Genomic DNA, 13,193 nt, shown 5'->3' on the forward strand with positions numbered 1-13,193 from the left:
AAGGCCAATTTTCATTCAAGAAAATGATGTGTGATAAGATTATATATCGCTAATTATATACATTCGTCTCTTTATAAGCGTTTCAGGTAACGTTTAAACCAACGTTCAAAGGCCACGGCAGGCATTGGTTTGGCAAACAAAAATCCTTGCCTCTCATTGATGCCGTTTTTGGTTAAAAAGGCATCTTCTTTTTTGCTTTCCACGCCTTCGGCGATGACTTGCAGATTCAATGCCTGGGCGACGGCGACAATCGCACGCACTAATGACTGCGAGACAGGTTGTTTGTGAATATTACGGACAAAAGCCTGGTCAAGTTTAATGGCATCGATGGGAAAACGGGCCAGTTGCGAAAGCGAAGAGTAGCCGGTGCCAAAATCATCCAAATGCACTTGCGCGCCTAACTGACTAAATTGCTGAATGACGGAGAGGGCGAGTTCATCATTTTCTATCAGACAGCTTTCAGTTAACTCGATATCAATAGGGCAGTATTCAAAATTCAGTTCTTGAAGAACCTGCTTCAGATCGGTAAAAAGAGTTTGATCGGCAAACTGGCGAGCAGAGATGTTCACCGCTACCCGCAGATTAATGCCTTTATCACGCCATTTCGCCACCTGACGCACCACATCGAGAATCACCCAACGTCCTAATGGAACAATTAGCCCAGACTCTTCTGCATAGGAAATAAAGTCTAACGGGGGAATGAGTCCGCGTTCAGGCGACTGCCAGCGCACCAACGCTTCCAGGCTTCGAACTTCACCGCGCCAGGTGATTTTCGGTTGATAATGAATAACTAACTGATCGTTTTCCAGCGCTTTACGCAGGTTGGTATCAAGCCAAAGATATTCGAAAACACGTTGGTTCATTTCTGGCGAAAAAACACAGAACTGTCCGCGCCCACCTTCTTTTGCGGTGTACATTGCGGTGTCGGCATGGCGAATAATGGCTGCGCTGTCCATACCATGTTGTGGCGAAAGTGAAATACCGACGGAACAGCCAGTATAGACTTCAATTAAACCAATGCGGAAGGGTTGGCGAAGCCGGGTTAAAATACGCGATGCCATCGCTTCCAGTGCGCTTTGTGATGTATTGGGTGCCAGTACCAGAAACTCATCCCCGCCAGGACGCGCCAGCACCTGATCCTGTTCAAGGCAGCTTAAAAGGGCCAGTGACACCTCACGTAATAACTGGTCGCCAAATAAATGCCCGTAAGCGTCGTTTACCTTTTTAAAATTGTCTAAATCAAGATATACAACACCAACCTTACAGTCGTTAGCTTGATCAATGGCATGATCGATTAACGCCTGCATGGCATTACGATTCGGTAGTCCAGTGATGCTGTCGGTATTTGCCAGTATGCGAAGTCGTTCCTGGGCGCGACGCTCTTCGGTAATATCGGTGCCGGAACAGATTAAATAGATCTCATTTTTGCCGCTACCGCTGTGCACAAATTTGTTGCGAAACAGAAATAGCCGTTGACCGTTGCGCGTTGGTATCCAGAGCTCAATTTCATAAGCATTACCACTGCGAAAAAAGCCGCGGTTATTGCGGCTGGATGCCGCAGCTTCACGACGACTCATAAACAGCTTAAATACGCTCTGCCCAATGACATCGTGCTCTTTGAAACCTGTGTATTCTTCACATAATCGGTTAAACCGTTGGATATTTCCCCGGCTGTCAAGAATGACTATCGCGGAATGAGCTTCAGACACTACCTGTTCAGCAAAAGAGAGTCCATGCGATAAATCGCGGGCTACTGCAAGTGTGTCATGCCATGCAGACGCGTTGCCGCCCCATTCGCGCTTATTGATTTTTCGTCCAACCAGATGCACAGAAAGATCGCTCTCATTGACGGTCAGACTCATCATCAAGCTGGAAGTGATGACCGTCATTTCCCTGATGCGAGCAGCCTGTTCGGCAGATAACTGCAAAGTACGTTCAGGTTCTGTGGTTTCGGTGGTGGAAAAGCGCAAAACATCGCTGCTTTCCGATAAACGCCAGTATGGATTGTGCGATCCGAGAAAGTTGTACAACGTTGTGGACTCCCTAACTGTTTTCATGAAGCGTGTCTTCCGGTTAACAGCAGAGTTCGCGATTAAAAGAAAGGTCCAACATGAATTACATAAAATTAGCGACGGCTAAACGTATTGTTTTATTTATATATTTATTTGTAATCCAGTTTTGGAAAAACGCCAGTTTACAAACGAAAGTCTGTGAAAAAAATCTGGGGGGATAAAAACGAATGCGGAGACGAGTAAGGTAAACGGCCCATCCGTAATGAATGGGCCGCAAAAGAATATTACGCTACCGGACGAGCAATAATGCTGCGAGTTTCCATACGAACTTCGGCAATAGTGACGTCGATAACATCGGTTACCTTGTAAACCGTTTCACCTTTAATTTGCACGGTGCCATTTTCCTGACTGCAAACCAGTTCGTCGCGTACGGCGTGTAAGAATGGCGCAGGAATAAAAGCGATAGCGCCATTATCAACCAGACGCACACGCATGCCGCCACGGCTGATATCGACAATTTCCGCCGCAAAACGGGTGTCGGTCCCGGCTTTGTCTTTCAGGAAACGGGCGTATAACCAATCACCGACATCACGTTCCGCCATCCGGTTGAGACGACGACGCTCGGCCATTTGAACGGTGATCTCATCCTGCGGACGCGTCGCCGTTTCGCCTTTGATGACCGCTTTCAGCAGACGATGGTTGATCATATCGCCATACTTACGGATTGGTGAGGTCCAGGTGGCATACGCTTCCAGACCGAGGCCAAAGTGAGGGCCTGGCTCAGTGCTGATTTCGGCAAAGGACTGGAAACGACGAATACGGCTGTCGAGGAAACCGGTCGGTTGCGCATCCAGTTCGCGACGCAGCTTGCAGAAACCATCCAGCGTGAGCACTTCTTCAGCATCGACATGCAGACCGTGCGTTTTTAGCAATGCTGCCAGCGCTTCAGCATTTGCCGGATCAAAGCCCATATGCACGTTATAGATACCAAAACCGAGCTTATCGCGCAGTACGCGGGCAGCACAAATGTTAGCAGCAATCATCGCTTCTTCGACGATACGGTTGGCAATACGACGAGGCTCGGCGACGATATCCAGCACTTCACCTTTTTCACCGAGAATAAAACGGTAATCCGGGCGATCTTTAAACACCAGTGCATGGTTATGGCGCCACTCGCCGCGACGCTGGCAAATTTGCGCCAGAAGGCGAATTTGTTCGGCAATGGCCTCATATTCTGGCTGCCAGTCGCCGGTGTTTTCCAGCCAGTCGGAAACCTGGTCATAAACCAGTTTCGCTTTGGACTCGATAGTCGCGGCAAAGAACTCGATATTGTCTTCAATGGTGCCATCTGCGGAGAGCGTCATCCGACAAGCCAGTACCGGGCGAATTTCATTGGCGCGTAGGGAGCAGAGATCGTCGGAAAGCTCACGCGGCAGCATTGGGATGTTGAAACCTGGCAGATAGTTGGTGAATGCACGAATTTTTGCCGCTTTGTCCAGCTTGCTACCTTCTGCAATCCACGCGGTTGGATCGGCAATCGCCACGATCAGTTGCAGTTTGTCATCCGGGAGCGCCTTCGCGAAGAGGGCGTCATCCATATCTTCCGTGCTGGCGCTATCGATGGTGACAAAATCCAGTGCAGTCAGATCTTCGCGCACCAGACCTTCGTCGAGCATTTCAGTAGCAACGCCGTTCGGCGCTTCTTTTTCCAGGTTATGACGTGCCAGAGTTACCCACCACGGCACGAAGTGATCGTCGCCAAAAGTGATGTACTGCGTGAGTTCTGCATAGAAAGAACGATCGCCTTTCAATGGATGACGGCGCATTTCGGCAACTGCCCAGTCGCCTTCTTTAAATTCATGTGTCAGGCCACGGGCTGCGCGGCAAGGAATGGCATCTTTCAATAATGGATGATCAGGGACAATGGCCAGACGGTCATTCTTGCCCTGAACTTTACCCACGAAGCGGGTTAGAAAAGGTTCAACCAGTTCTTCTGGTTCGGCAGATTCACGATCTTTTTCGCTGTGGATGACTGCGATAATTCTGTCGCCATGCATAACTTTTTTCATTTGCGGCGGCGGAATGAAATAACTTTTTTGTGCATCGACTTCCAGGAAGCCAAAGCCTTTTTCAGTGGCTTTTACCACCCCTTCAGCGCGGGGCGTCTGGGAATGCAGTTGCTGTTTAAGCTGCGCTAGCAGCGGGTTGTCCTGAAACATAATTGTCTATTTTGGTGGCCATTAGAGCGGCTGACAGTTTTACGCGATTCTGTCTGACGCAGCAAGGTTAATATGTTTCACCCAACGCGATTTTTAAGCGATTGATCCAGCCACAAAGCCCGCTCCATACCAACAAATTAATAACCTGTGTTGATGATATTTCGTGTTCGAGTAATGGGCTGAACTGGGCGGCGCTAAAGCGATCGGGTGCTCGGGTCAGCCATTGTATCGCCTGAACGGTAGCGCGCTCAACACAATGGCTATCAGCCCACCGATTAATTTCATTTTCGCCCTGACGTAGAATGAGGATTGCCTCTTTATATTCTGTTGTTGAATATGTTTGGCTAGCGAAGCAAGCGGCGCTGCCATTAATCCGCGCGGTTAACAACGTCGCAAGTTGATGGTTGGTTTTGGCGCTAACCAATGTGCTGGCGAATAGCTCCTCAAGGCGTGAAAGTAGAGCTGGGTGAAGATTGAGTATTTCGGTCAGTTGGCTGAGTTCAACCGACGAACTATTCACCGCATCTTCACATGATTTTTCTACGGCGTAGCAGGTACGCCAGCGAGTTGATTCATTCGCAAACAGTGATGCATCGGCGTAGTTTTGCATCTCCAGACCGGGTAGCCAACGAACTGGTTGCTCAAGATAAGCCTGCAATGAGGCAATCACTCGCGCCTGAAAACCGACAAAGCCAATAATTTGGGTAATGAACACACAGTCCCAGGCGGTAAGGCCGACATCTTTAAGATGCTCACGGGATCGACCGTCGATAATAGATGGAGAGAAGGCCAGTTGGCGGGCATATTGTGTGATTTGCGCCAGCCGATGATTACTTTCCCTGGAGGAATCCGGTCCGGGAAGTGGTGTCAGGCGCGCGGAATAGTAGTTGCACAACCGCTGGACGCCGCAGACCTGAGCAACAGTCAGGGCAGTCGACAGGCGTTCATAAGCGGTGAATGTCTGCAAGCGGGTCACGGTTAGCTGATCCGGGAACAATGCTCCAGCGAGTGCACGTGCGGGTGCCAGCCATGACTGAAAAGGGGCCAGCGTTTGTTCCTCAAGCATCACGTCGAGCAAAAAAGGGTCGTTGACCTTTGCGGCTTCGGGTACAAGTGGCAGAACGTTATGCTCTGAAGTGCTGGATTGGATTTCATGATACCAATGGCTTTTGCCTGAACTGTGGCGTTGTTCCATGGGCGCTCCTTGGTCATAACGGAAATCGTTATCCTGACGCAAGGCGGGAAGGGGAGAAAGACGGATCGGCGATAACAAATATCAGAAAGGTATAACAGAGAAAACGGGCGGCAGAACGCCGCCCATCTTGACCAACAGAACGATTATTTCAGTTCCAGTTCGTTCATTGCAGCGATGCTGAAACCGCCGTCAACGTGGACCACTTCACCGGAGATACCGGCAGAGAGATCGGAGCACAGGAACGCTGCGGAGTTACCCACATCTTCGATGGTAACGGTACGACGAATCGGCGTAACGGCTTCGCAGTGCGCCAGCATTTTACGGAAGTCTTTGATGCCGGAAGCGGCCAGCGTACGGATCGGACCTGCGGAAATGGCGTTAACACGCACACCTTCCGGCCCCATTGCGTTGGCCATATAGCGCACGTTAGCTTCCAGAGACGCTTTTGCCAGACCCATAACGTTGTAGTTAGGGATAGCGCGCTCAGCGCCCAGGTAGGAAAGGGTCAGCAGAGCAGAGCCCGGATTCAGCATGGAGCGGCAAGCTTTTGCCATTGCAACGAAGCTGTAGGAGCTAATGTCGTGGGCAATTTTGAAGCCTTCACGAGTTACGGCGTTAACATAGTCGCCATCCAGCTGATCGCCAGGTGCAAAACCAATAGAGTGTACGAAACCGTCAAATTTCGGCCAAACTTTACCCAGCTCAGCGAACATGGTGTCGATGCTGGCATCTTCGGCAACATCGCACTGCAGAACGATGTCAGAACCTAATTGAGCGGCAAATTCTTCTACGCGGCCTTTCAGTTTGTCGTTCTGGTAGGTGAATGCCAGTTCAGCTCCTTCGCGGTGCATCGCCTGAGCGATACCGTAGGCGATGGACAGTTTGCTGGCAACACCGGTTACCAGAATGCGCTTACCGGAAAGAAAACCCATAGCTTTAATCCTTATTGTTGATGCTTGTTGTGCCTGAAAATCAGGCGATTCGTCGTTTTAGTAAACAGTACGAACAGATAAACGGTTATTATAATCAACCTGGCTGTGGGTGGCTATAGTTGCGCTTTCTGTACCGGAGAGAATCAGCAGTCCAGAGCATTTTGCGACGCCTGCAAGGGGCAGGTTGTGGAAATATCTTATAGCGTCTGGCTTTAAAACTATTCGTATTACTTCCGGTAAGTTTGATGATAAAACAGACGCGGATTTATCAGGTCCGGCGTTTGTTGTGTCATCGACGATTAATAATCTGGCGACAACAAGTCGCGGTCTTATCTCTGACAAATAGCCCCCAATTTAATATTGTCAACTATCTTCACAGAATCTCCACAATCTCTTCATTATCAGAATATACACCATGAATAAGATAAAAATACTTTCCCTCACTTTGGAGAAATGTATAATTGGCAAAAATGAGAATGATCGTTCTCACTAAGTGAAAGGACAGGAGACAGAAATGACCAGCAAGCTGGAGATACGTCACAAACAGCGTCAGGATGAAATCATCAACGCCGCCCGTCGGTGTTTTCGTCGTTGCGGTTTTCACGCCGCCAGTATGTCGCAAATTGCCAGCGAAGCTCAGCTTAGCGTGGGTCAGATATATCGTTACTTCGCCAATAAAGACGCCATTATTGAAGAGATGGTTCGCCGTATCATCGACTTTCGTATTGCCCAGATGGACATTGACGCGCGTACCGATCACTTCCCGGAAGTTCTTGCTTTGCGGAAATCCTTAAATGAGGACGACGACGCGTTGATGCTGGAAGTGGCTGCAGAAGCCACACGCAACCCACGGGTGATGGCGATGCTCGAGGAAGCTGACGCCAGAATGTTCGCTAACGGTTGTGCACATATGAAAAGAATGCATCCCCATCTTAGCGATGAGCACATTCGTTGCTGCGTTGAAGTGCTTGCCACCATGATGGAAGGTACGGTTTATCGTCGCTTAACACCGCAAAAAAGCGATCCCCAACGTCTGCAAAAAATATATCAGGACATTGTTAGTATGTTGATAAATTAATAAGAAAAGAATTAACCGATAGTGGGGGATATTAATCCCCCTTATTTCATTGCGAAATTCATTTCGCGATGCGGGTTCGTTATATCTGAATATCCCTGACATATCCTCATTAATTTTAATGGGGAGGGTATTGTTCACCCTGGAGAAAATAATGAAGTATATAGCAACGTCTGTAGTGGCAATGCTACTCTTATCTGGTTGTGATAATACGCAAAATAACAATTCATCCCCGTCGGAAACAGAAGTGGGCGTTGTTACGCTCAAATCTCAACCGGTTTCGGTAGTCAGTGAATTAACCGGGCGCACCAGTGCGGCACTCAGTGCTGAAGTACGTCCGCAGGTTGGGGGAATTATCCAGAAACGCCTATTTACTGAAGGCGATTTGGTTAAGGCCGGACAACCATTGTACCAAATTGATGCGGCCAGTTATCGGGCGGCATGGAATGAAGCCCGGGCAGCATTACAACAGGCACAGGCACTGGTAAAAGCCGATTGCCAGAAAGCGCAGCGTTATGCCCGACTGGTGAAAGATAACGGTGTCTCACAACAGGATGCTGATGATGCTCAGTCTACCTGCGCACAAGATAAAGCCAGTGTTGAAGCGAAAAAAGCCGCACTGGAAACCGCGCGCATTAATCTTGACTGGACCACGGTAACCGCGCCGATTTCGGGGCGTATTGGCATTTCGTCGGTGACCCCTGGCGCACTGGTGACCGCGTCGCAGGATACGGCGTTAACGACTATTCGTGGTCTGGATACAATGTATGTCGACCTCACTCGCTCCAGTGTCGATTTATTGCGTCTGCGCAAACAGTCACTAGCGACCAACAGTGACACCATGAGCGTCTCACTTATTCTGGAAGATGGCACAACCTACAACGAAAAAGGACGTCTGGAACTCACCGAAGTCGCTGTGGATGAGTCTACCGGCTCGGTGACATTACGGGCGATTTTCCCCAATCCACAACAACAGTTATTACCAGGCATGTTTGTTCGCGCTCGTGTCGATGAAGGCGTGATGGAAGACGCTATTCTCGCGCCTCAACAGGGTGTCACGCGCGATGCTAAAGGCAATGCAACTGCGCTGGTGGTGAATAAGGACAATAAAGTAGAGCAGCGAACGCTCGAAACGGGAGAAACGTATGGTGATAAATGGCTGGTGCTGAACGGCCTGCAAAACGGCGACCGACTGATTGTTGAAGGTTCCGCCAAAGTAACTTCAGGGCAGACCGTCAAGGCTGTTGAAGTTCAGGCTAATGGAGGCAACGCCTGATGTTTTCGCGCTTTTTTGTTCGCCGTCCGGTCTTTGCCTGGGTTATCGCCATTTTGATTATGTTGGCGGGTATTCTGGCCATTCGCACATTACCCGTCGCGCAATATCCTGACGTTGCGCCGCCGACCATAAAAATTTCAGCCACTTATACCGGTGCTTCAGCCGAAACGCTGGAGAACAGCGTGACCCAGGTTATCGAACAGCAACTCACCGGGCTGGATAATTTGCTCTATTTTAGCTCAACCAGCAGCTCTGATGGTTCGGTCAGTATTAATGTGACCTTTGAACAAGGTACCGATCCCGACACTGCACAGGTTCAGGTGCAGAATAAAATTCAGCAGGCTGAGTCACGCTTACCGAGTGAAGTGCAGCAAACGGGCGTCACAGTGGAAAAATCACAAAGCAACTTTTTGCTGATTGCTGCCGTGTATGACACCACTGACAAAGCCTCCAGTTCGGATATCGCCGACTGGTTGGTCAGTAACGTTCAGGACCCGCTGGCGCGCGTTGAAGGTGTGGGGAGTCTGCAAGTCTTTGGCGCAGAATATGCTATGCGCATTTGGCTTGACCCGGCCAAACTGGCGTCTTACTCGCTGATGCCTTCAGACGTGCAGAGTGCTATCGAAGCGCAAAACGTGCAGGTTACTGCCGGTAAAATAGGGGCTTTGCCCTCGCCGAATACTCAGCAACTGACGGCGACAGTACGGGCGCAGTCTCGTTTGCAGACGGTGGAACAGTTCAAAAATATTATCGTGAAAAGCCAGTCAGACGGTGCAGTTGTTCGCATAAAAGATGTGGCTCGCGTTGAGATGGGCAGTGAAGATTATACCGCGATTGGCAAACTTAACGGTCACCCGTCTGCCGGGGTTGCTGTAATGCTTTCGCCCGGTGCGAATGCGCTGAATACGGCGACGCTGGTCAAGGATAAGATTGCCGAATTCCAGCGCAATATGCCGCAGGGATACGACATCGCATACCCGAAAGACAGCACTGAATTTATTAAAATCTCCGTAGAGGACGTAATTCAGACGCTGTTTGAAGCCATCGTACTGGTGGTTTGCGTGATGTATTTATTCCTGCAAAACCTGCGCGCTACGCTGATCCCGGCGTTAGCTGTCCCCGTTGTTTTGCTGGGCACATTCGGCGTTCTTGCGTTGTTTGGTTATTCGATTAATACCCTGACGTTGTTTGCAATGGTGCTGGCGATCGGCTTGCTGGTGGACGATGCCATTGTGGTGGTGGAGAACGTCGAACGCATTATGCGTGACGAAGGGTTGCCCGCGCGTGAAGCCACGGAAAAATCAATGGGCGAGATTTCTGGCGCACTGATTGCTATTGCGCTGGTGTTGTCAGCCGTATTCCTGCCGATGGCCTTCTTTGGGGGATCTACGGGAGTAATTTATCGTCAGTTTTCGATAACCATTATCTCCGCAATGCTGCTTTCCGTGGTGGTGGCATTGACCTTGACTCCCGCGCTGTGCGGTTCCGTCCTTCAGCATGTTCCACCGCATAAAAAAGGCTTTTTCGGCGCATTTAACCGCTTTTACCGCCGTACTGAAGATAAATATCAGCGAGGCGTAATTTATGTCCTGCGCCGTGCTGCCCGAACGATGGGTGTTTATGCCGTGCTGGGTGGCGGAATGGCCCTGATGATGTGGAAACTGCCGGGCAGTTTCTTACCCACTGAAGACCAGGGCGAAATCATGGTGCAGTACACGCTGCCAGCTGGGGCGACCGCAGCTCGTACAGCAGAAGTGAATCGCCAGATTGTTGACTGGTTCCTGGTAAACGAAAAAGCAAATACCGATGTCATCTTTACCGTTGATGGTTTCAGTTTTAGCGGCAGCGGACAGAATACCGGGATGGCGTTTGTCTCGTTGAAAAACTGGTCACAACGTAAAGGGGCAGAAAATACCGCCCAGGCTATCGCCTTACGGGCAACCAAAGAGTTGGGCACAATTCGTGATGCCACGGTATTTGCCATGACGCCGCCAGCCGTTGACGGACTGGGGCAAAGCAATGGCTTTACGTTTGAATTAATGGCAAGTGGTGCGACTGACCGTGAAACCTTACTTAAAATGCGTAATCAGTTGATTGAACAGGCTAATCAAAGCCCTGAATTGATTTCTGTGCGCGCCAATGACCTGCCGCAAATGCCGCAATTGCAGGTAGATATCGATAACAATAAAGCCGTATCGCTGGGGTTGAGCTTAAGCGATGTCACCAACACGCTGGCCAGCGCGTGGGGCGGTACTTATGTGAATGACTTTATTGACCGTGGTCGTGTGAAGAAAGTCTACATTCAGGGCGACAGTGAATTTCGTTCCGCGCCGTCAGATTTAGGGAAATGGTTTGTGCGCGGTAGCGATAACGCCATGACGCCGTTCTCTGCTTTTGCCACTACCCGTTGGATCTATGGCCCGGAAAAACTGGTTCGCTACAACGGTTCTGCGGCTTATGAAATTCAGGGGGAAAACGCGACTGGCTTTAGTTCCGGCGATGCAATGACAAAAATGGAGGAACTGGCAAACAGTCTTCCTGCGGGAACGACCTGGGCCTGGAGTGGTTTGTCATTGCAGGAGAAACTGGCCAGTGGTCAGGCATTAAGTCTGTACGCAGTCTCTATTCTGGTGGTTTTCCTCTGTCTTGCAGCCCTGTACGAAAGCTGGTCAGTTCCGTTCTCGGTCATTCTGGTGATCCCACTGGGGCTTCTTGGCGCGGCGCTGGCGGCCTGGATGCGTGATTTAAACAACGATGTTTACTTCCAGGTGGCGCTATTAACCACTATCGGCTTGTCGTCGAAAAACGCCATTCTGATTGTTGAATTTGCTGAAGCGGCAGTTGCTGAGGGCCATTCCCTGAGTCGGGCGGCATTACGCGCGGCGCAGACTCGTTTACGCCCAATCATCATGACCTCGCTGGCGTTTATTGCGGGGGTAATGCCGCTGGCGATGGCGACCGGCGCAGGTGCGAACAGCCGTATCGCCATTGGTACGGGCATTATTGGCGGTACGCTGACCGCTACGTTGCTGGCTATTTTCTTTGTTCCTCTGTTTTTTGTACTGGTGAAACGTTTGTTTGCCGGTAAACCGCGCCGTCAGGAGTAAGTTATGTTGCGTCGTTCTCTTATTTTTCTGGTGCTGTTGAGTGCGGGATGTGTCTCGCTCGATCCTCACTACAGCACGCCTGAATCCCCAATCCCGGCGACCTTGCCGGGAGCACAGGGCCAGGGAAAGGCAATCAGCCATGACTGGCAGCAGGTGATCCACGATCCCCGATTGCAGCAGGTGGTGACCATTGCTCTGAACAGTAACCGCGATGTGCAAAAAGCGATAGCTGATATTGACTCCGCACGGGCGCTCTATGGGCAAACTAATGCGTCGTTATTCCCGACGGTGAATGCGGCCTTAAGTTCGACCCGCAGTCGTTCGCTGACGAATGGTACGGGAACCACTGCCGAGGCTGATGGCACGGTGTCCAGTTTTACGTTAGATCTGTTTGGTCGTAATCAGAGTTTATCTCGGGCGGCGCGGGAAACCTGGCTTGCCAGTGAATTTACAGCCCAGAACACCCGTTTAACGCTGATTGCTGAAATCAGCACCGCCTGGCTGACCCTGGCGGCTGATAACAGCAATCTGGCCCTGGCAAAAGAAACGATGGCCAGTGCAGAAAACTCATTGAAAATTATCCAGCGCCAGCAACAGGTTGGCACGGCGGCAGCGACAGATGTCAGTGAGGCGATGAGTGTTTATCAGCAAGCGCGCGCCAGCGTTGCCAGCTATCAGACACAAGTGATGCAGGATAAAAATGCTCTGAACTTACTGGCAGGTACAACGCTTGCGGAAAATCTGCTACCGGGAACACTGGAAAGCCTGCCGGAACAGATGATAAGCCTGGTTCCTGCGGGAGTGTCATCTGACGTTCTGCTGCGTCGCCCGGATATCCAGGAAGCGGAACATAATCTGAAGAGCGCCAATGCCGATATTGGCGCCGCGCGGGCTAACTTTTTCCCGACGATTTCGCTGACTGCCAGCGCTGGTGTTGGCAGTGACGCATTGTCATCGCTGTTCAGCCACGGAATGCAGATCTGGTCATTTGCGCCATCGGTCACATTACCGCTGTTCACCGGCGGTAGTAATCTGGCGCAGCTTCGTTACGCAGAAGCACAAAAGCGCGGGCTCATTGCCACCTATGAGAAAACCGTTCAGAGCGCGTTTAAAGATGTCGCTAACGCACTGGCGCGGCGGACCACGCTTGAAGAGCAACTGGATGCACAGCGCCAGTATGTTAAAGCTGAACAACAAACGGTCGATGTTGGCCTGCGTCGTTATCAGGCGGGTGTTGGTGATTACCTGACCGTGTTGACGGCACAGCGCAGTTTGTGGAGCGCACAGCAGGAGCTGCTGGCATTGCAACTGACTGATTTTACGAACCGAATCACGCTCTGGCAGTCGCTGGGCGGCGGCATGTCATCACTCAAGTAA

9 protein-coding genes are annotated in these 13,193 nt (G+C 50.6%); 5 read left to right on the forward strand and 4 right to left on the reverse strand.

The window, feature by feature from the left end; genetic code table 11:
* Positions 1-71: 71 nt before the first annotated feature.
* Positions 72-2,057, reverse strand: coding sequence for a cyclic di-GMP phosphodiesterase (pdeR, locus tag FEK43_RS03190; RefSeq protein WP_138158425.1), 1,986 nt, complete (start codon positions 2,055-2,057; stop codon positions 72-74).
* A gap of 53 nt (positions 2,058-2,110) precedes the next feature.
* Here pdeR and FEK43_RS03195 point away from each other — a divergent pair, with 53 nt between their 5' ends.
* The gene (locus FEK43_RS03195) at positions 2,111-2,233 is read left to right on the forward strand and encodes a hypothetical protein (RefSeq protein WP_130208829.1); all 123 of its coding nucleotides are present in this window, start codon (positions 2,111-2,113) and stop codon (positions 2,231-2,233) included.
* Positions 2,234-2,296: 63 nt separating this feature from the next.
* Here FEK43_RS03195 and FEK43_RS03200 read toward each other — a convergent pair whose 3' ends face one another.
* The 3 genes from FEK43_RS03200 to fabI form a co-directional block, all read right to left on the reverse strand.
* Positions 2,297-4,231, reverse strand: a complete 1,935-nt coding sequence (locus FEK43_RS03200; RefSeq protein ID WP_135406485.1) for an exoribonuclease II — start codon at positions 4,229-4,231, stop codon at positions 2,297-2,299.
* A gap of 67 nt (positions 4,232-4,298) precedes the next feature.
* Positions 4,299-5,426 carry a CMD domain-containing protein gene (locus FEK43_RS03205; RefSeq protein ID WP_135406487.1) on the reverse strand — a complete coding sequence of 376 codons (1,128 nt, stop codon included), beginning with the start codon at positions 5,424-5,426 and terminating at the stop codon, positions 4,299-4,301.
* Positions 5,427-5,569: 143 nt separating this feature from the next.
* Positions 5,570-6,358 carry an enoyl-ACP reductase FabI gene (fabI, locus tag FEK43_RS03210; RefSeq protein ID WP_000506490.1) on the reverse strand — a complete coding sequence of 263 codons (789 nt, stop codon included), beginning with the start codon at positions 6,356-6,358 and terminating at the stop codon, positions 5,570-5,572.
* Between the two features lie 514 nt (positions 6,359-6,872).
* Here fabI and FEK43_RS03220 point away from each other — a divergent pair.
* From FEK43_RS03220 to FEK43_RS03235, 4 genes are all read left to right on the forward strand, one after another.
* A complete protein-coding gene (locus FEK43_RS03220) occupies positions 6,873-7,436 on the forward strand; it encodes a TetR/AcrR family transcriptional regulator (RefSeq protein ID WP_130208821.1) in 564 nt (187 codons plus the stop codon).
* A gap of 151 nt (positions 7,437-7,587) precedes the next feature.
* On the forward strand, positions 7,588-8,709 hold the full coding sequence (locus FEK43_RS03225) for an efflux RND transporter periplasmic adaptor subunit (RefSeq protein ID WP_135406490.1): 1,122 nt from the start codon (positions 7,588-7,590) through the stop codon (positions 8,707-8,709).
* Positions 8,709-11,816 (forward strand): efflux RND transporter permease subunit, encoded by a 3,108-nt coding sequence (locus FEK43_RS03230; protein ID WP_167850470.1) that lies wholly within the window; start codon positions 8,709-8,711, stop codon positions 11,814-11,816. The genes FEK43_RS03225 and FEK43_RS03230 overlap by 1 nt, the downstream gene beginning before the upstream one ends.
* A 3-nt stretch (positions 11,817-11,819) precedes the next feature.
* Complete coding sequence (locus FEK43_RS03235) at positions 11,820-13,193, forward strand: TolC family protein (RefSeq protein WP_135406492.1); 1,374 nt, start codon at positions 11,820-11,822, stop codon at positions 13,191-13,193.

Origin of the sequence: Escherichia sp. E2562 (assembly GCF_005781075.1) — a bacterium.
Classification (GTDB): domain Bacteria; phylum Pseudomonadota; class Gammaproteobacteria; order Enterobacterales; family Enterobacteriaceae; genus Escherichia.

Coding starts and splice junctions, on each gene's coding strand:
- FEK43_RS03200 (WP_135406485.1), bottom strand. CDS start 4,231: ATGTTTCAGGACAACCCGCTGCTAGCGCAGCTTAAACAGCAACTGCAT.
- FEK43_RS03220 (WP_130208821.1), top strand. CDS start 6,873: ATGACCAGCAAGCTGGAGATACGTCACAAACAGCGTCAGGATGAAATC.
- pdeR (WP_138158425.1), bottom strand. CDS start 2,057: ATGAAAACAGTTAGGGAGTCCACAACGTTGTACAACTTTCTCGGATCG.
- FEK43_RS03230 (WP_167850470.1), top strand. CDS start 8,709: ATGTTTTCGCGCTTTTTTGTTCGCCGTCCGGTCTTTGCCTGGGTTATC.
- FEK43_RS03235 (WP_135406492.1), top strand. CDS start 11,820: ATGTTGCGTCGTTCTCTTATTTTTCTGGTGCTGTTGAGTGCGGGATGT.
- FEK43_RS03195 (WP_130208829.1), top strand. CDS start 2,111: ATGAATTACATAAAATTAGCGACGGCTAAACGTATTGTTTTATTTATA.
- fabI (WP_000506490.1), bottom strand. CDS start 6,358: ATGGGTTTTCTTTCCGGTAAGCGCATTCTGGTAACCGGTGTTGCCAGC.
- FEK43_RS03225 (WP_135406490.1), top strand. CDS start 7,588: ATGAAGTATATAGCAACGTCTGTAGTGGCAATGCTACTCTTATCTGGT.
- FEK43_RS03205 (WP_135406487.1), bottom strand. CDS start 5,426: ATGGAACAACGCCACAGTTCAGGCAAAAGCCATTGGTATCATGAAATC.